This is a genomic window from Pseudomonas guariconensis (assembly GCF_040822035.1).
In the GTDB taxonomy this organism is placed as follows: Bacteria; Pseudomonadota; Gammaproteobacteria; order Pseudomonadales; family Pseudomonadaceae; genus Aquipseudomonas; species Aquipseudomonas guariconensis.
Genome location: NZ_CP162012.1, coordinates 1,393,044 through 1,411,871, shown reverse-complemented (window position 1 = coordinate 1,411,871; position 18,828 = coordinate 1,393,044). Strand labels below are relative to the sequence as shown.

Sequence of the window (18,828 nt, the reverse complement as noted above, 5' to 3'; positions counted from 1 at the left end):
CACCAATAACAATTCGAGGAGAACGACATGCACGACAGTGCGCTCAAGCCCAGCCTGGGCATGCTCGATGTGGTCGCCATCACGGTCTCGGCGGTCACGCCGGCCAGTTCCGTGTTCGTCATCGCCCCTTTTGCCATCTCCCAGGCCGGCAGTGGTGCCTTCCTGGCCTTTGTCCTGGCCGCGCTGCTGGCCTTGATGTTCGCCTGGTGCTACGCCGAACTCGGTCGGGCGCACACCTCGGCGGGTGGCGAGTATGTCTATGCCAAGCGGGTATTCGGTGGCATGGCCGGCTACGCCACCTTCCTGACCGTGATGGTGATGCTGCTGTTCATCCCGCCCGTGCTGGCCACGGGCGCAGCCACCTACCTCAACAGCGCCCTGGGCACGCAATTCGACACCCAGACTGTCGCCCTGGCCATTGTCGCCGCCAGCTACGGCCTGGGTATTCTCAACATCCGCGTCAATGCCTGGGTCACGGGTATCTTCCTGCTGTGTGAGGTTGCCGCCCTGCTGGTGATCGTGGTGCTCGGTTTCGGCAACATCAGCCAGCCGCTCAGCGTGCTGACCCAACCCCAGCACATCGACCACGGCCTGCTCACCGCCGCGCCCTGGGCCCTGGTGATAGCCGCCATGGGCACCGCGCTGTTCTCCTACAACGGTTTCGGCGGCGCCGTGGTGCTGGCCGAGGACATGAAAGACGGCGGGCGCAGCAACCACCACGCCGTGCTCTGGTCGCTGGCACTGGTGGTGGCGATCGAGCTGATACCGATCGGCGCCCTACTGCTCGGCGCGCCGTCGCTGCAAGACATGCTCGCCAGCCCCGACCCGATCGGCTATCTGCTCACTGCCCACGGCAACGAAACGCTGTCGCGGCTGGTCAGTGCCGGGATCTTCCTCTCGGTGTTCAACGCCATCATTGCCATCGTCATCCAGTCTGGCCGGGTGGTGTTCAGCAGCGGTCGCGACCAGCTGTGGACGCCCGCGTTGAATCGCCTGTTCACCCGCATCCACCCCCGTTGGGAATCGCCTTGGCTGGCCACCTTGTTCCTCGGTGTGCCCTCGGCGGCCCTGACCTTCAGCTCCAACCTGGAGGGGCTGACCTCCTTCACGGTCTTGCTGCTGGTCATGGTCTACCTGGCCGTGGCGTTATGCGCCCTGTTCAGCCGGGTACTGCGCAGCGACCGCGAGCACCCCTACCGCATGCCGCTGTGGCCTCTACCCGCCTTGCTGGCCACCATCGGGGCTGGCTACCTGCTGCTCAATGGCCTGCTCGACGCCTCGGTCCGCGACACCTTGATCATTCTCGGCATACTGGCTGTCTCGGTGATCCTTTACAGCACCTACGGCAAGCTCAGCCCCACTTTCCAGAAACGCTGAACAACAGGAGTCCCTATGCGCGCGCGTCAACTTGGCATCACCCTGGGCCTGGGCACCCCCGGCCAATTCAACGCCATCACCGATGTGCCCGGTGTTCGCGTCGGTCACAGCACCCTCATGGCCGATAGCGACGACAAGCAGGTGCGCACCGGCGTCACCGTGATCCAGCCGCGCCCTGGCGCAGCCCGCCTGGCGCCCTGCTTTGCCGGGGTCCATGTGCTCAATGGCAACGGCGACGCCACTGGGCTTGAGTGGATCCGCGAAGCGGGCCTGTTGACCACACCGCTGGCCATCACCAATACCCACAGCGTTGGCGTGGTGCGTGACGCGCTGGTCGCCGCCGAGCGCGATGCCCTGGCGGACCCGGCCGTGTACTGGTGCATGCCGGTGGTCATGGAAACCTATGACGGCCTGCTCAACGACATCTGGGGCCAGCACATTGGCCCGGACCACGTGAACGAAGCCCTGGCCCGTGCCGAATCCGGCCCGGTCGCCGAGGGTGCGGTGGGCGGTGGCACGGGCATGATCTGCCATGAGTTCAAGGGTGGCATCGGCACCGCCTCGCGCAAGCTGTCGACCGAACAGGGCGGCTGGACGGTCGGTGCGCTGGTCCAGGCTAACCACGGTCAACGCCGCGAGCTGCGCGTCGATGGCTATCCGGTGGGCCGGGTACTGGATGGCATCCCGTCGCCCTTCGACGAGCGCGGCGAGCCCGGCATGGGCTCGATCGTGGTGATCATCGCCACCGACGCTCCGCTATTGCCACATCAGTGCCAACGCCTGGCCCAGCGGGCCTCCATCGGCATCGCCCGCACCGGCGGCGGTACCGAAGATGCCAGTGGCGACCTATTCCTGGCGTTCTCCTGTGCTGAGCAACACTTACCCGCCGCCGAGTACGGCCGCAAGGGCACCCCGTTCAGCCTGCCGGTGCAGATGCTCAACAACGACCACATCACGCCATTGTTCATGGCGGCGGCCGAAGCGGTGGAAGAGGCGATCGTCAATGCCCTGCTGGCAGGCGTCGACATGCACACCGCCGACGGCGTGCTGGTGCCGGGGCTCGGTGGCGAGCGGCTGCTGGGGGCCCTGCGCCAGGTGGGGTGGCAGGGTTAGGAACCGGGGGCTGCTGTGCGGCCCCGAATCCCCTGAAGCAGGTGCGTTTCGGAAAAAACTAGGAAACAGAGCGCAAGCTACCCAGCGCCTCGCCCGTCAGGAACAACAGCGAGAACAGCTCGCTCTGGGAGTTCACGTCCAGCTTGCGGTACACGTTGCGCCGATGGACCTTCACCGTCTCGGCGGAAAGCGCGAGCTTGGCCGCGGCCTCCTTGTTGGAGTGGCCGGAGAGGATCAAGCGCACCACATCCAGTTCCCGTGCGGTGAGCACCGACTCCAGCTGCCGGCGCGCTTCATCGCGACCTTGGGCAAAGTCCAGCGCCGGTTTGCCCGCAGGTGCCCGCTCCGGCAGGCTCTCGAAATGCAGGCGCTGGCGCATCAGGCCGATCAGCCATGGGCGGATCAGCTCCAGCATGGCGAGCTGCTCGGCGCTGAACCGTCGGCATCCCCCCAGCGACAGGCACAGCGTGCGCCCCTGCCCCACCACCACGTTGAACTGGACTTCGTCGGCGACCACGTTATGGGTGAAATACAGCCGGTAGTAATCAGTCTGCTGGAAGTGCTCCGGGGCGATGTCGGCCAAGCGCACCAGACCGGTCTGCGCCTGCTCCCGGCTGTTGAGGTAGAACGGGTCCAGCAGGTACAGACCATTGGCGTATTCGCTCACCAAGGGGTCGATGCCCTCCCGGTCATAGGGGCTTTGGTCGAAGATCAGTGGCTTGTCTTGGCTGAACAACAAGGCAACCCAGGAATCCACTTCGACGAAGTCGCCCAGCAACGTGGCCAGCGTGCGCCAGAAGCTTGGTCGATCGAGGTGCTCGATGCACTGGCCTATGCCCTGGTGCCACGAAAGATCCTGCAGACTCAGGCCCATGCCTACCCCCGGGTTAACCACTCGGCGTGATTGTTTTGACAGTCGTTGTTTTCATACTTGCATCACCCTTTGCAAAAGTCACCCGACCTCAAAGCGGTCGGACACCACGAGACGGACGCCCTATGAAGATCGAAGTCATACAAACCACGACGCGCGATGGCGACACGCCCTACAACCTCAGTTGCATCCTCAAGGACATCGCCCAGTGTGCGCCGGACACCGACGTCGTGTTGTTCCCCGAGTCGCACCTGACCGGGTTTCTCAGCCAGGAAGACGTCGGCATGCTCTCGGAATCTGTCGAGGGCGAAGCCGTGCAGGCGGTGGTCGAAGCGGCGCGCCAGCGCAATGTGGCGGTGGTGCTGGGGCTTTATGAAAATGCCCATGGCACCTTCTACAACACCACGCTGTTCATCGCGCCAGAAGGCATTCTGCTCACTTACCGCAAGACCCACCTGTGGGTGCCGGAGCATGGCATCGTGGTGCCTGGGGATCGCTTCTCCACCGTGGAGTGGCGTGGGGTGCGCATCGGCCTGCTGATCTGTTACGACAGCGAGTTCCCCGAGACGGCCCGGGCACTGACGGCGCTCGACGCACAGGTGATGCTGATCACCGATGGCTTGGCCGAGCCCGAGGATGACGTGCATCGTGTGTCGGTGATGGCCCGGGCGATGGAGAACCAGGTGTTCGCCGTGGTGGCCAATCGGGTGGGCAATGGGCCGGACGACTGCATGTTCGTCGGCAACAGTCTGGGGGTCGACCCCTTTGGCAGGACGCTGTTCGAGGCAGGCCGGGGCGAGTCACGGCATACCGTGACCCTGGATCTGTCGCTGATCGGCAAGGCCCGTGCCTTCCACGACTACCGCGCCAACCAGCGCATCGCCCTGCCGGGTGAGCGCATCGAGCATCCCAACGGCCTGCGCGAACTGCTCATCGGCTAAGTCCCGGGTGGCGCACGCACGACTACGTGGCGCCTGCTTCGCGGGTAAACCCGCTCCCTCAAGTGCTGCAGTGTCATTAGAAACACTGCTGTACCTGTGGGAGCGGGTTTACCCGCGACGTGGCCAGATCTGTCGATACAGGACTATCGCCATCCCCTCTCAATGCCGGGCCAGCACCGCCTCACCCGCCACACCAGCAGGCGCTTCGTCGATCTGCGCCATGCTCAGGCGCGAAGTCTCGCGCAGCATCAGCGAACACACCGCTACCAACGCCAATGCCCCAGCTCCATACAGGGCCACGCCCAGCGGGTTGTGGTCGGTGAGGATGAGGATCGCCGTGGCGATGCTCGACGCTGTCCCACCGCCCAGCGCGGCACCGATCTGATAGCTGGCCGAGATCCCGGAATAGCGCATGCTACGCGGGAACTGCTCACCCAGAAATGCAGGGATCGGCCCCTGGGTCGCGCCCATCAGCAAGCCCGTGAGGCTGTAGGCGAACAAAGCGATGCCGAAACTCTTCATGCCTACCAGTTCGAAGAAGGCGAACAGCCCGAGCGCCATGACCACCGCACCGAACACCATCACCGTGCGCCGGCCCAAACGGTCGGACAGGTAGCCGAACAGCGGCGCGGAGAACACGATAGCGATCGACAAGGTCAGGTCGAACATCAATGCCTGGGTGCTGCCGAAGCCCACCTGGGTGGCGTAGGTCAGGAAGAACGTGCTGCCGATGTAGGCGATGGTGCAATAGCCGAAGGCAATGCCGGTGCACAGCAACAACTGGCGCGGACGCTGGCGCAAGGCTTCGGCCAATGGTGCACGGACCGGCTTGACTGCCGGGGCTGCGACCGGTGCCGGTGCTTTCAAGCGTGCGTACAGGCCGATCAGCACCAAGGTGCCGCCGAGCCAGAACGGGATGCGCCAGGCAAAATCCACCAGGTTGTCATTGAAGGCGGCACTGACGATGGTAAACACCACAGCGCCGAGGATGCCACCGACGCCGATGCCCATGCTGGTAAAGCTACCCCACAGTCCTCGCCTGCCCGGCGGCGCCGACTCGATGCCGAACAGCGCGGCACCGCCCCACTCGCCACCGGCGGCGAAGCCCTGGATCAGACGCAACACCACCAGCAGGATCGGCGCAACGACGCCGATACTGGCATGGCTTGGCAAGCAGCCGATGAGGAAAGTGCTCAAACCCATGAGCAGCAAGGTCGCGACCAGCACCTTCTGCCGGCCGATGCGATCGCCATAGTGGCCGAACACCAAGCCGCCCAGCGGCCGGGCGAAGAAGCCGGCACCAAAGGCGCTGAAGGCCACCAAGGTCGCGGTCAGGTGATCCATCTGCGGGAAGAACACCTGGGGAAACACCAGCGCAGCCGCGGTGCCGTAGATGATGAAGTCATAGAACTCCAGCGCAGTGCCCATGCCGGAGACGCAGAAGGTCCGCAGCGCAGACCGGGACGACGCAGGTTTGGATTGTTCCGCATGCATTGTTGTTGTTCTCGTTGTCAGCGGGTGCCGCCCTGCTCAGGCAGCACCGGGTGGGGCTCAGAAACGTTCGAAGCCAGCCTTGGCCAGTTGCAGCGGCGTGCCCGCCACGTATTCCAGTACGCAGCGCTCGGTATCGATCCCCACGCTCAGCAGGGTTTCCCAACGTTCGGTGTCGGGCATGGCCATGTCCGGGTGGAAGCAGATCGGCGCACTGTCACCTTGTGCGCCACACATGGCTTCGGCGCGGGCGCGCAGATCGGCACTGCCCATCTGGCCGATCACCTGCTCCAGGTGGCCCAGGCGGCACTGGGTATCGGCACGGTCGGCAACCTGCTCGCCCAGGCTCAGTTGCGGGTCGAGGAAGTGGTTGGTGTGCAGCAACCAGCCGTCTTCACGCGGCAGCACCAGCGCCGTGCGCTCAGGGCTGAGCTCGATGCTGACGGCGCGCGGGCTGCTGTCCTCGCGGGAGAACACGGTGAGCACGGTGGAGGCACTGACCCGCGCCGAACGGGCCAGCTCGATGGCCTCCTCGACGCTGCTGGCCTCTTCGAGCAGACGACGGGCAATGGCGTGCACCGGCACACCGCCGCTGTCGTTGTCACTGGTGTGGTGGAGAATGTTGAAGTGCAGCCCCAGACCTGCGCTGTTCACGCCCAGCTTGGCAAGCATGCCGAATTCGCAGAACAGCTTGACGTTCATGCCACGTTCGGTGTGCAACGCCAGCATCAGGCCATGAGGGCAAAGGCTGTCGTGCCAGTCCCAGGTCTGCAGGGTCTGCGGCGCCCGCGGACCGCGCGGGGCATGCACGGTGGTGGAGCATTCGCTGTGGCGGGTGCGTGCAGCCAGCACCTCGGTGCGCGCGTTGAGGCTTGCCAACTGCCACACCGGCAGGTCGGCGCCGCTGGCCATGCCGATCACCTCGGCCGCCAGATTCGGGCTCCAGGCTTCCAAGGCGGCCAGACTGTTTTCGCCGATACGTTGCGCCTCGCGCACGGACACGCCCACCCGAGGGAAGAAGTCCAGGTAGAGCTGGGTGGTATGACGGATCTGCTCGGCGAAGCGCTCGCCGATCTGGCGACCACGCTCGGCAGGCGTGCGGATATCGGTGACTAGGGTATGGATCTTCACTGCGGGGAACTCCTGGTACAGCAGGCTCGGGGCATCGTTGCTGTTCTGGAAAGAGTGGGGCCGCCTCGCACCTCCGCTGCATGCACCTGCCTTGGGGGTGGCAGATGGTACTGGACCGGGCACGAAGTGGCCGCTGTGTTCAGGCAACCACCGCTAGCCTAGCGAGCCGCCCGCGGTGGATCATCGCCACAACCCGCACAACTTTTGTGCCCAGGCGGAACAATTGCGCCCCGCAGCCCGATCACAGCCCCTGGCTGCGCAGTTGCTCGTGCAGCAAGGCGATGAACGCCTGCACCTTGCGCGTGTTGCGCCGATGGGGCAGGTACAGCACGTGCACCCAGGGCCCGAAGGCACTCAAGGCCCGCCAGTAGTCCGGCAACACTTCCACCAGTTGCCCGCTGGCCAGATAAGGCGCGGCGCACCAGGTGGGCACGAACTGCAGGCCATGGCCATCGAGCAGGCAGGCGAGCAAAAAGTCGAAATTGTCGCTCACCAGCCGGGGCGTGGGCTGGCGCACACGCAACGTCTGGCCTTCATGCTCGACCCACCAGAAGCTGCGGTTTAGCAGCGGATGACGCAACAGCAGCCAGTCGTGCTGGGCGTAGTTCTCCAGGGTGATGGCCTCACCACGTCGGGCCAGGTAGTCGGGGCTGGCACACAGCACCACGCGGTTCTCGATCAGCGGCTGGGCAATCAGTTCGGGCTGGTCGGTGGGGCCATCGCGCAGCGACAGATCGTAACCGCCGTCGATCAGGTCTTCATTGGCATCGTTGAGGTTCACCTCCAGGCGCACCTGCGGGTGTTCACGCATGAAGCGAAAGCAGACCTGGTTGAGAAACGCCGGGCCGAACGAAGGCGGCGCGGTGATGCGCAAAGTGCCGCGCAGTTCGTGCTGCAACTGCTCCACCTCCTCGGTCACCAGTTGCAGATGCATCAAGGCCTGGCGCGCACCTTCCAGATACACCGTCCCGGCCTCGGTCAGGGCCATACGCCGGGTGGTGCGCTCGAACAGGCGCACACCGAGCTCGGCTTCCAGGTGAGCGACGGCCTTGGTGATGGCCGAAGGCGTCTTGCCCAACTGCTCGGCCGCACGACTGAAGCTGCCGTGTTCGGCGGCGGCGACGAAGATGGTCAGGGCCGTCATTTTGTCCATGGTTTCTTCCTGTTCGGCACAAGCGAGGCAATGAAGAGCGCGTGCGGGTATCCACGCCTTTCCATCAAACCCGCAAACACCGCGGATTTGAATAGGCGTCGAGCGGCGTGTGGCTTGCGCCATGGCAATCATAGGCCAGGGATTGTTTCCCGATCGCGAAAAAAGTTGTGCCTGTCGTCGCATTTAACCGGCCTTGCGCGTTGGCTAGGCTGCGGCGCAATCACAACAAGAACGAGGCACCGAATGAAGCACCTCCTGAAGATGGCGATCAGCGCGGGCCTGGCCTGCACCTCCCTGCACAGCTTCGCGGCAGTGGACGTGATCTTTCACAACGCCAAGGTCTACACCGCCGAGCCAGGCCAACCGCTGCAGCAAGCGGTGGCGGTCGAGGGAGAGAAGATCGTTGCCGTGGGATCCGACCAGGCCGTGCTGCGCCTGAAGGCCGCCGCCACCCGCGTCATCGACCTGGGTGGCAAGGTGCTGATGCCGGGCATGCTCGATTCTCACTCCCATGCCATCAAGGGCGGCCTGCAACTGGAACTGGCCAACCTGATGGGCGAGCAGATCCCGCTCGATGAACTGGAACAACGCCTGCTCGAGTGGCGCAAGGATGGCAAGGCCGTGCGAGGCGAATTCCTGGTCGTCGGCGGCGTGCCAGGGACCTATTGGGATGACATCCCAGCCCTGGAGCAGCGCTTCAACCATGGGCAATGGGCCGAGCAGCCGATCCTTCTGGCCGCCAATGATATGCACACCGGCTGGGCCAACCTGGCCCTGCTCAAGCGCGCCAAGATCGATGCCAAGACCATCGCGGCATTGCCTGCCGAGGCGCGCAGCACCATAGGCCAGCATGAGGACGGCACACCCAACGGGTTCCTGGCCGATGCCAGTTACTACCCGGTGACCGACCTGCTGCCACCGCTCTCCCACGAAACCCTGATGACCGCCGGCCGCATGGCCCTGGACTACTCCAAGCAGCTCGGCATTACCGGCTGGATGGACCCACTGGCCAACGAACTGCCCGGGGCGGACGTGAAGAACGACTCGCTCGGCGTGCTGCCGGTCTATAAGGACCTCTCCCAGCGCGGCGAGCTGACGGCCCACATTGCCGCGCTGCTGATGGCCGACTCAAAGGCCCGCCCGGCCGACCTGGATGAGCTGGACAAGGTACGCCAGCAGTTCCTCGGCGTGCGCAACCTCACCCTGCCCGGTATCAAGGTCTTCGCCGACGGCGTGGCCGAGATGCCGGCGCAGAGCGCAGCGATGCTCGAACCCTACAAGAACTCCGGCCAACGCGGCGAACTGCTGCTGGACCCGAAACACTTCGGTGAGCTGGTCGATGCCGCCGATGCACGCGGCTGGCTGGTGCACGTCCATGCCATCGGCGACCGCGCCGTGCGCGAGGCGCTCAATGGCGTAGAACAAGCCCGACGAGCCCGTCACAGCGGCGTCCCCCATTCGATCACCCACCTGCAGATGGTCAGCGCCCAGGACTACCCGCGCTTCAAGCAGCTCGATGTGATCGCCTCGATGCAGTTGTACTGGGCCAGTGCCGACGAGACCAACCTCGATCTGGTCAAGCCGTATGTCGATGAACACGCCTTCGCCCATAGCTATCCGGCCCACTCGCTGTACAAGGCCGGGGCGACCATCGCCGGGGCAAGTGACTGGCCGATCACTACCCCGGAGCCGTGGAAGGCGATCTACCAGGCAGTGAGCCGCAAGGGCCCCAAGGGGGTGCTCAACGCTGACGAGGCCATCGACCGGCAAACCATGTTCCAGGCCTACACCCTCAATGCCGCCCGCGCCATGCGTCTTGAGCAGCAGGTGGGCTCGCTGAAAGTCGGCAAGCAGGCGGACATGATCGTCTTGGACCGCGATGTGCTCAGCGTCGACCCCGAGGCGCTGCGAGATACCCAGGTGTTGCAGACCTGGTTCGCCGGCAAGCAGATCTACCAGCGCTGATCGCTTGGCGGGCCAACCCGCTCCACAGGTGCAACACCGACGCCTGTGGAGCGGGTTTTATCCGCAAAAAGCCACACCCCACGTCACCCGTGCACAACAACAATAAACGGAAAGCATCGAATGACCTTACGCAACCTCATCGCAGGCGGCCTGCTCGCCTGTGCCCCGCTGGCCCATGCCATCGACCTCAATGACGATTTCAGCCTCGAGGCCAAGGCTGGCGTGTTCAGCGACTACCGCACCCGTGGCATCTCCCAGACCCAGAGCGATCCAGCCCTGCAGGGGTCGCTGACCCTGGCGCACGCCAGCGGCCTGTACGCAGGCGTATGGAGTTCGAACGTCGACTTCGGTTTCGGCAGCAGCACACGCCAGGAGCTGGACTACTATGCCGGCTACTTCTGGCAGATCAACGACGATGTCACCCTCGATACTTCGTACATCAAGTACGTGTACCCGCGTCAGGGCAACTTCAACTATGGCGAGTACCACACCGAACTGCGTGCCTGGGGTGTGCTGCTCGGTGGTAACTACTCGGAGAACTTCAACGGCGACCAATCGATGCTCTACAGCTATGTGGGCTACACCACCCTGCTACCGTTCGACACCGACCTGCTGGTGCGCTACGGGCGCAACGACTACAAGGACCCAAGCTGGTTCGCCAATGACGGGACCAGCCGGGACGACTATCACGAGTGGGAAGTTAAGCTGACCCGCACGATGCTGTCGCTCGATTGGTCGGTCAGCTACATCGACACCGACCTTTCCGAAAACGAATGCGCCAGTTACCTGGGTTTCAAGGATGTCTGCTCGGCCACGGTGGTGGCTGCGGTCAGCAAGACATTCTGATCCCTGCGGCCCCCAGGGCTGCCGCCGGCTCCCACGGGTACTGCGCCGAGCCTGAGAACGGCGCGATACCTGTGGGAGCGGGTCTACCCGCGAAGGACCCGCCTCAGATCCTGAAGCTGCCCACCAGTTGCTTCAACCGCCCCGCTTGCTGGCTCAGGGCATCGCAATGGCGCAGGGTTTCGTTGAGGTTCTCTACCCCTTGCTGGTTGAGGCTGTTGATCTGGGTGATGTCCAGGTTCAGGCTCTCGACCACTGCGCTCTGCTCCTCGGTGGCGGTGGCCACCGACTGGTTCATGCCGTCGATCTCGCCGATGCGCTGGGTCACGCTGGCCAGGCGTTCACCCGCCTGGTTGGCCACCTGCACGGTCTGTTCGCTGGACACCTGGCTTTCGTTCATGGTGTACACCGCCTCGCGCGAGCCCACCTGCAGGCTGGTGATCATGCGGTGGATTTCTTCGGCCGACTCCTGGGTGCGGTGGGCCAGGTTGCGCACTTCATCGGCCACCACGGCGAAACCGCGCCCGGCCTCGCCAGCACGGGCGGCCTCGATGGCGGCGTTGAGTGCCAGCAGGTTGGTCTGCTGGGAAATGCCCTTGATCACGTCGAGGATCTTGCCGATCTCGTCGGTGCTGGCGTTGAGCGTCTCGATCTGCTCGCACGACTCGCTGATCTTCTGCGAAAGCGCGGTCATGGCGTTGATCGCATCGTCCACCACCTGACGCCCGTCGTTGGCCTGCTCGCTGGCGCCGCTGGCGTGTTGCGAGGCGTCGGCGGCATTGCGGGCGATTTCCTGGGTGGCTGCGCCCAACTGGTTGATTGCCGCGGCGACGCTGTTGGTGCGCATGCTCTGCTCCTCGGAGCCGATGATCGAAGCATTGGAGGCGTGAACCACCTTCTCCGACAGGTCATGCACCAGGCGGGTGGCCGAGGACACCTCGCTGATCGAGGCGTGGATGCGCTCGACGAAGCGGTTGAACGACGTGGCCAGCTCGCCGAACTCGTCCTTGTGCTGCACCGCCAGGCGGCGGGTCAGGTCGCCTTCGCCTTCGGCGATGTCCTGCATGGCGCGGCCCATGGTGGTCAGCGGGCGCATCAGCACCGGGATGAGCAGGCCCAGCAGGCCGGCGATGGCAGCCACGGCGATGAGCATGGCGATGATCGCCGAAGTACGGAACTGGCTCAGTGCGGCGTAGGCTTTGTCTTTGTCGATGGACAGACCGATATACCACTGCGCCGAAGGCAGGCCTTCGACCGGAGCAAAGGAGATGATCCGATCCTGGCCGTTGAGGGTGACGTCCTGCATGCCTGGCTCGACCTTCAAGGCGGCATCGGGGTAGATGTCCTTGAGGTTCTTCATCAACTGGTCCTTGTCGGGGCTGACGATGACCTGGCCGTTGCGATCGGCGAGGAAGGCGTGGCCGATGCCGCCGAAGTCTACCGAGTTGATGATCTTCACCAAGGTATCCAGGGTCAGGTCGCCACCGACCACCCCAAGCAGGGCGCCGTCGGCGCGGCTTTTGACGGGCGAGGCAATGGTGACCATCAGGCCACCGACAGCGCCTTGGTAGGGAGCTGTGATCACCGTATGGCCGGCACTGGTTGCCGCGTTGTACCAAGGCCGTTGGCGCGGGTCGTAGCCATCGGGCATCTGCGTGTCGGGACGCTGGGTGAACACGCCAGTGGCATGGCCCAGGTAGGTGAAGAGGAAGTTACTGGTGTAGGACGGTTGCTCGATCAACCCGGCCAGGTTCTCGCCGGCGCCCTGCTGGGCGATGTCCTGGGCCAGGTTTTCCAGTACCAGGATGCGTCCGGACATCCAGTTCTGCACGCTGCTGGCGGTCAGGGCGCCCGCCTGTTGCACGGACGACTCGATGTTCTGGCGGATGATGTTGCGCTGCAGGTAGTCGTTGTAGAGGGTAAACAAGGCAAACGCCAATACCACGATGCCACAGGCACTGAGCAGAATCTTGTGGCGGAATTTCAGGTTCATGTTCAGAGACCTTGGTGATTTTTCTTTTTTTTGAAGGTTGCACGCTCACCCCGCCGTCGCGGGGTTCTACCCATTCGCTATCGGCTGCCCACGCTCGGTTCTTGAGTACCCCTTAGCGGTTTTCCGACCTGCGGCACGCAACGCCTTCGCGCGCCCTCATGCCTGGCAGATTTCAAAGGCTCACCTGCATCTGTAGGGGTACGCCTCCTACAAACGCCCCAAAAAACCCTTTGACCCATGCAGATCGCAAGGTGCCGCCCGACGTTTTGCCCACCGATAATGGACCCACAACAACAAAGGGGCTCACCCCCGCAGAGGCACGAAGACAATGTACAAAGACCACATAGTCAAAACGCGTGCGACCGATAACGTCGCGTTCATGGGAACGATCGCTGTCGTCATCTTCGTCGTCGCGCTCTTCTCTGGCGTAGGTGAAGGCAGCCTGGCCCGGCTCATGGGGCCGATCGTGCTCGACCTGCAAGCCCCCTTGCTGCGCAATATCGCCGTGGCGGCCACCCTCTCGACCACGCTGGTCCTGAACCTGTTCATCCTCGGACGCTTCCCGTTGCGGGCGCAGATCATCACGGTCTGGTGTGAACTGCTGGTGCTGTTCTTGCTGTTCTTCGACACCTTCAACCTGTCTTACAGCTTCATCGCCAGCAAGGTCGGCTACATGATCACCCAAGGGGTGTTCACCACCGTCTATGTTTCCACTCTGTCTATTGCCATCGCGTTCGTCCTGGCCCTGCTGGGCGCCACGGCGCGGTTGTCCACCAACGGCTTCGCCATCGCCATCGCCAGCTTCTACACGTCGTTCTTCCGCGGCGTGCCGCTGTTGATCCAGATCTACCTGATCTACCTGGGCATTCCACAGCTCGGCTACGTGGTCGGCGCAGTGCCTGCCGGGGTACTGGCGCTGTCGCTGTGCTACGGCGCCTACATGACTGAAATCTTCCGCGCCGGTATCAGCAGCATCCCGAGGGGCCAGTGGGAAGCTTCGCGGGCAATCGGTCTGACGCCCTGGCAGACCATGAGCCGGGTGATCCTGCCGCAGTCGATGCGCTTGATCATTCCGCCGACCGGCAACCAGTTCATCTCGATGCTCAAGGACAGCTCGCTGGTCTCGGTGATCGGCGTCTGGGAGCTGATGTTCCTGGCTCGCACCCAGGGACGCGCCGAGTTCCGCCACCTGGAAATGCTCATCACCGCCGCCGTGCTCTATTGGCTGCTGTCGATTGTCCTGGAGACCGTCCAGGCCCGCCTCGAAAAACGCTTCGACCGCGCCCACCGCTGAACAAGGAGCATCACGATGAATCAAGCCTTCGCCTGCGCGGCGCCACACGCTGCAGTCTCGATCCGTGACCTGCAAAAATGGTACGGCGACTTCCATGTGCTCAAGGGCATCGATCTGGAGATCGCCAGCGGAGAAATCGTGGTCGTCTGCGGCCCTTCAGGGTCAGGCAAATCCACATTGATCCGCTGCCTCAACCTGCTCGAGGACTTTCAGAAAGGCCAGGTGCTCATCGCCGGCGCCCCGTTGACCCGCAGCGCCGACAGCGTAGCCGGGATCCGCCGCCAGGTGGGCATGGTGTTCCAGCAGTTCAACCTGTTCCCGCACCTGACCGTGCTGGAAAACCTGATGCTCGGCCCGCGGCTGGTAAGCAAGCTCAGCGAGGCCCAGGCACGCGCACTGGCCTACGAGTACCTCGATCGAGTACGTATCAAGAGCCAGGCCGACAAGTTCCCCGGCCAGTTGTCAGGTGGCCAACAGCAGCGTGTCGCCATCGCCCGCGCCCTGTGCATGCGCCCGCGCATCATGCTGTTCGACGAGCCCACTTCGGCGCTGGACCCGGAAATGGTCAAGGAAGTGCTCGACGTCATGGGCGAGCTGGCCCAGGACGGCATCACGATGCTGTGCGTGACCCATGAGATGGGGTTCGCCCGCAAGGTCGCCGACCGGATCATCTTCATGGACCAAGGCCGCATCATCGAGCAGGCCAAACCCAACGACTTCTTCGACAACCCCCAGCATGCGCGGGCCCGGGAGTTCCTCTCGCAAATCCTCAGCCACTGAAACCACACCTTGCTACCGCACGCATTCGACACCCACTACCGTGTAACCGGAGACGTACCGATGACCTCAGTTGCTCGTATCTTCGCTGCCGCCGCCGTCGCCAGCGCCTTGTCGATCACCACCTGCGCCGCCTGGGCAGGCGCGACCCTGGACCGAATCCAGCAAAGTAAGGTCCTGAAAGTGGCCACCGCCGCGAACTGGCCGCCCCAGTCATTCCTGGGCGAGGACAACACCTTGAAAGGTTTCGACATCGATGTGGCCAACGAGATCGGCCGCCGCATCGGCAGCAAGGTGACGTTCGTCACGCCGGAGTACGGCATCATCACCGCCGGGCACTGGTCCAGCCGCTGGGACCTGTCGGTCGGCTCCATGACGCCGACCACCGAACGTGGCCGGGTGCTCGACTTCCCTGCCATCTACTACTACACCCCATACGTCTTCGCCGTGCACAAAGACGCCGCCGGTACCCAAGTCGCCGACCTCAACGGCAAGACCATCGGTGTCGAAGCGGGCACCACCTCCGAGGATTACATCAATCGTCGGCTGAAGATCGACGCCGCAGACGTGCCGCCGTTCAGCTACAGCCTCGAGCCCGGCGACGTGCAGACCTATGGCGATAGCATGGGCCCGCTCGACGACCTACGCATGGGCAACGGCACGCGCCTGGATGCCACGCTGTCCGCCCTGCCCACGGTGATGGGGGCCATCAAGCACGGGTATCCGATCGTGCCGGTGGAGGGCAAGCCCGCCTACTACGAGCCCCTGGCCATCGCCGTGGACAAAGGTGACGAAGCCTTCAATGCCCAACTGGCCAAGATCATCGCCGACATGAAGTCGGACGGCACACTCAAGCAACTCTCCGAGAAGTGGTACGGCACCGACCTTACCCGCGTCCAGTAACCCCTGACTGCCCGGCCCACGCCCTTCATCACGAAGGGCGCACGGCCCGCCTGCGCCTCGAAAAAAGGATGACCGACTCGATGTCCAGCTACACCAACAACTATTACACCGCCACCATGCGCCCTGCCCCTTCGCGCCCGACACTGGCGGGCAAGGCGCAGGCAGATGTGTGCATCATCGGTGGCGGCCTGGCGGGCCTGAGCACGGCCTGGGAGCTGCTTGCCCGAGGGCGCTCGGTGGTGCTGCTGGAGGCAGCCCGCGTGGCCTGGGGCGCCTCCGGTCGCAACGGCGGCTTCGTACTGCAGGGCTGGTCCGAAGGCCTGTCGGCAATCGAACGACGCTGCGGTACCCACACGGCCGGGGCGTTGTTCCGCCTCTCGCTCGAAGGCGTCGACATCGTGCGAGCGATGATCGCTCAACATGGGCTACCCGGTTGCGCGCCCACCACGGGCAAGCTTAGCGTGGTGCGCTATGACGACGGCGACAACCTCCAACGCCAGCGCGATCGTCTGGCGCGCGAGTTCGGTTTTGAAATGGAGTACCTCGACACTCGGGCGATCCGCGACAAACTCAACACTGACCGGTACTTCCAGGGGCTGCGCGACAGCCACGGCTTTCATTTCCATCCCCTGAACTACTGCCTGGGCCTGGCCGAGCTGATCGAACTCAAAGGTGGCAGGATCCATGAGCAGTCGCCGATGGTTCGGGTCGAAAGCCGCGCCGGGCGCCATCAGGTGATCACCGCACAGGGCAGCGTCGAATGCGCTGAGGTGGTGTACTGCTGCGGCGGCTATGGCGGCCCAGAGTTCGGCCCGCTGCGTCGCGCCTTCCTGCCGATTGCCACCTACGTGGTGCTGACCGAACGCCTGGGCGAGCGCCTCGCGGACGTGGTTCGTACCACCGATGCAGTCGGCGACAACCGCCGCGCCTCGGACTACTACCGCATCGTCGATGGCGACCGCCTGCTCTGGGGCGGACACATCACCACGCGCAACTTGCAGGATGAAAAGCGTCTGGGGCAACTGCTGACCCAGGACATCCTCGCTGTCTACCCACAACTGCGCGGCCTGAAGATCGAAAAGGCCTGGTCGGGCCTGATGGGCTACGCCCGCCACAAGATGCCGCATATCGGCCCGTTGGGCGCGGGGCGGTGGTCTTGTGCATCGTTTGGGGGCCATGGTATGAACACCGCACCTGTCGGGGCGCGCGTGGTGGCCGAGGCCATCTGCGGCGAAACGGACCGCTACCGCCTATTCGATGCCTATGGCCTGGAATGGAACGGCGGCCCCTTTGGCCCTGCGGCGGCACAGACGGTCTATGCCGGCCTCAAGCTGATGGACAAGTTCCAGGAGGCGCGGTCGCAACGGCGGGCCATCAAGTACTGACCACCTGATCAAGGCCCACGTCCATGGATGCGCAAACCCCCGGTTCACTGTTCAGCCTGACCGAAAAAGACCGGCAACTGCTCGCGCTGCTGCAAGCCAACGCGCGCGAGCCCACCGCCTCGCTGGCACGCAAGCTCGGCGTCTCGCGTTCGGCAGTGCAAGAGCGCATCGCTCGCCTGGAAAAAGCCGGTGTGATCACCGGCTACAGCGTGCGCATCGACCAGGACAAGCTGCAGCAAACCATCAACTGCTTCACCATGACCTCCTGCACCAACAAGAGCTACACCGATGTGATGACCTCCTTGCGCAAGATGGAGGCGGTCCAGGCGGTGTATGCCGTATCGGGCGAAACAGACTTCATCATTCACCTGGCCACCCACACTTTGGGCGAGCTCAACGCCGAGCTCACCCGCATCAACATGATCAAGGGCGTTGCGCACACCGCCTCGCATATCGTCATGGAAACCAAGTTCAGCCGGCGGTTGATGCTGTAGTCATCGGTTGCGCTCATCCATGTCCAGAGCACTGTATGGCCGGTTTCCTGCGGATCTGTCACTAACGCCCGGGATGGGCCTGCACTAGCATCGGTCACTCCGTCGGAGTGCAGCGCATGAATGAATTCCCCTGCGATATCGATTTCTCGGGCCTGACACCTCGCAGGCTGGAAGTGAACGACCACGCGATGATCTGTGACCACCGAGAACGGATGTTCCTGGAGGCCGGGGGCGATCCTTCGCAACTGCGTGTGATGACCGAACACTTTCGGCCCTGGCTGCTGCCGCGCCTGACCGATGGGCGCTACTACGGGTTCGCCTTGATGGACGGAGCAGTCAACGCGGCGGCGATCGGTCTGATGAGCATCGACTGGCCGCCCCACCCTTCCCATCCGAACCAGGATCAGCGCGGTTATGTGCTCAATGTGTTCGTCGAACCGGCCTACCGGCGGCGGGGGTTGGCGTCGGCCTTGATGCGACTGGCCGAGGCTGAGTTCCTCGCGCGTGGGGTTGGCTTTGGGGTACTGCACGCAACGGAAGTTGGCCGGCCGGTGTATGAGGCACAGGGATGGAAGGCCACTGCCGAGATGGCCAAGTCACTGTGTTAGATAGTTGTGCTTTTGGTTTGGATGGTTGGACCTCAACAACTAATATCATAACGCCACTACTTGTTGGGCTCGGGCAATAAAAAACCCCCTACTCCATTAAGAGAGGGGGTTCTGATTACACCCAATCGAGGTGTAATCCGTACATCCAAAATTACTGCTGTTGTGGCAGCTTGTCGATCGGGCCGCAACCACCGATAACTTTGGAAATGGAAACCGATGGGTGGAACAGGTAGTCGTACGAGCAGTTCTTTGGCTGGTTGTAGACTTGGCCGGTGCAGCCGGAGAGCAGGGCCACGCCCGAAATGACAGCAACAGCGGCAGTGGCTTTGATCAGCTTTTTCATTACTAAATCCTTTAATTTATAATTCACCATCGCACTGATGGCGGCGCGATATTAACCACTTTGTCAAAAAAAATAAACGCCGTTTTCATGGTGCCATAACAAGAGTCGGCAACTTCCTGAGCGCACATAACGCACAGTTATCCAAT

Annotated in this window: 17 protein-coding genes; 11 read left to right on the top strand and 6 right to left on the bottom strand. The window is 63.5% G+C overall.

Features of this window, described 5'->3' with window-relative positions:
* The first annotated feature begins 27 nt into the window (after positions 1-27).
* The gene (locus AB1N67_RS06380; protein ID WP_289717021.1) at positions 28-1,377 is read left to right on the top strand and encodes an APC family permease; all 1,350 of its coding nucleotides are present in this window, start codon (positions 28-30) and stop codon (positions 1,375-1,377) included.
* A gap of 15 nt (positions 1,378-1,392) precedes the next feature.
* Positions 1,393-2,490 carry a P1 family peptidase gene (locus AB1N67_RS06375; RefSeq protein WP_197853806.1) on the top strand — a complete coding sequence of 366 codons (1,098 nt, stop codon included), beginning with the start codon at positions 1,393-1,395 and terminating at the stop codon, positions 2,488-2,490.
* A gap of 58 nt (positions 2,491-2,548) precedes the next feature.
* Here the strand turns inward: AB1N67_RS06375 and AB1N67_RS06370 are convergent, their stop codons facing one another.
* On the bottom strand, positions 2,549-3,364 hold the full coding sequence (locus AB1N67_RS06370) for a helix-turn-helix transcriptional regulator (RefSeq protein ID WP_102081375.1): 816 nt from the start codon (positions 3,362-3,364) through the stop codon (positions 2,549-2,551).
* A gap of 122 nt (positions 3,365-3,486) precedes the next feature.
* Here AB1N67_RS06370 and AB1N67_RS06365 point away from each other — a divergent pair, with 122 nt between their 5' ends.
* Positions 3,487-4,302, top strand: coding sequence for a carbon-nitrogen hydrolase family protein (locus AB1N67_RS06365; RefSeq protein WP_182941575.1), 816 nt, complete (start codon positions 3,487-3,489; stop codon positions 4,300-4,302).
* Positions 4,303-4,461: 159 nt separating this feature from the next.
* On the opposite strand, the gene AB1N67_RS06360 is transcribed toward AB1N67_RS06365, so the two are convergent.
* From AB1N67_RS06360 to AB1N67_RS06350, 3 genes are all read right to left on the bottom strand, one after another.
* A complete protein-coding gene (locus AB1N67_RS06360; RefSeq protein WP_090346948.1) occupies positions 4,462-5,796 on the bottom strand; it encodes an MFS transporter in 1,335 nt (444 codons plus the stop codon).
* 57 nt (positions 5,797-5,853) lie between these two features.
* Complete coding sequence (locus AB1N67_RS06355; RefSeq protein ID WP_043215277.1) at positions 5,854-6,924, bottom strand: C45 family peptidase; 1,071 nt, start codon at positions 6,922-6,924, stop codon at positions 5,854-5,856.
* A 241-nt stretch (positions 6,925-7,165) separates the two neighbouring features.
* Positions 7,166-8,077, bottom strand: coding sequence for a LysR family transcriptional regulator (locus AB1N67_RS06350; RefSeq protein WP_043215275.1), 912 nt, complete (start codon positions 8,075-8,077; stop codon positions 7,166-7,168).
* Between the two features lie 243 nt (positions 8,078-8,320).
* Here AB1N67_RS06350 and AB1N67_RS06345 point away from each other — a divergent pair, with 243 nt between their 5' ends.
* Both AB1N67_RS06345 and AB1N67_RS06340 read left to right on the top strand, forming a co-directional pair.
* Complete coding sequence (locus AB1N67_RS06345; RefSeq protein WP_090346949.1) at positions 8,321-10,042, top strand: amidohydrolase; 1,722 nt, start codon at positions 8,321-8,323, stop codon at positions 10,040-10,042.
* A gap of 120 nt (positions 10,043-10,162) precedes the next feature.
* Positions 10,163-10,888: a TorF family putative porin gene (locus tag AB1N67_RS06340; protein ID WP_367863607.1), complete on the top strand. Its 726-nt coding sequence runs from the start codon at positions 10,163-10,165 to the stop codon at positions 10,886-10,888.
* 103 nt (positions 10,889-10,991) lie between these two features.
* Here the strand turns inward: AB1N67_RS06340 and mcpA are convergent, their stop codons facing one another.
* Entirely contained in the window at positions 10,992-12,878 is a 1,887-nt protein-coding gene (mcpA, locus tag AB1N67_RS06335; RefSeq protein WP_182941579.1) for a methyl-accepting chemotaxis protein McpA, read from the bottom strand.
* A gap of 328 nt (positions 12,879-13,206) precedes the next feature.
* Between mcpA and AB1N67_RS06330 the strand changes: the two genes are divergently transcribed.
* The 6 genes from AB1N67_RS06330 (at position 13,207) to AB1N67_RS06305 (ending at position 18,339) form a co-directional block, all read left to right on the top strand.
* Positions 13,207-14,172, top strand: coding sequence for an amino acid ABC transporter permease (locus AB1N67_RS06330; RefSeq protein ID WP_070574336.1), 966 nt, complete (start codon positions 13,207-13,209; stop codon positions 14,170-14,172).
* Between the two features lie 15 nt (positions 14,173-14,187).
* The gene (locus AB1N67_RS06325) at positions 14,188-14,952 is read left to right on the top strand and encodes an amino acid ABC transporter ATP-binding protein (RefSeq protein ID WP_043214733.1); all 765 of its coding nucleotides are present in this window, start codon (positions 14,188-14,190) and stop codon (positions 14,950-14,952) included.
* A 60-nt stretch (positions 14,953-15,012) separates the two neighbouring features.
* Entirely contained in the window at positions 15,013-15,852 is an 840-nt protein-coding gene (locus AB1N67_RS06320; protein WP_090346151.1) for an ABC transporter substrate-binding protein, read from the top strand.
* An 80-nt stretch (positions 15,853-15,932) separates the two neighbouring features.
* Positions 15,933-17,237, top strand: coding sequence for an FAD-binding oxidoreductase (locus tag AB1N67_RS06315; RefSeq protein WP_043214730.1), 1,305 nt, complete (start codon positions 15,933-15,935; stop codon positions 17,235-17,237).
* A gap of 23 nt (positions 17,238-17,260) precedes the next feature.
* A complete protein-coding gene (locus tag AB1N67_RS06310; protein WP_043214728.1) occupies positions 17,261-17,731 on the top strand; it encodes an Lrp/AsnC family transcriptional regulator in 471 nt (156 codons plus the stop codon).
* A 116-nt stretch (positions 17,732-17,847) separates the two neighbouring features.
* Entirely contained in the window at positions 17,848-18,339 is a 492-nt protein-coding gene (locus AB1N67_RS06305) for a GNAT family N-acetyltransferase (protein WP_043214726.1), read from the top strand.
* 151 nt (positions 18,340-18,490) lie between these two features.
* On the opposite strand, the gene AB1N67_RS06300 is transcribed toward AB1N67_RS06305, so the two are convergent.
* Positions 18,491-18,682, bottom strand: coding sequence for a YhfL family protein (locus AB1N67_RS06300; protein WP_043214725.1), 192 nt, complete (start codon positions 18,680-18,682; stop codon positions 18,491-18,493).
* Positions 18,683-18,828 lie beyond the last annotated feature (146 nt).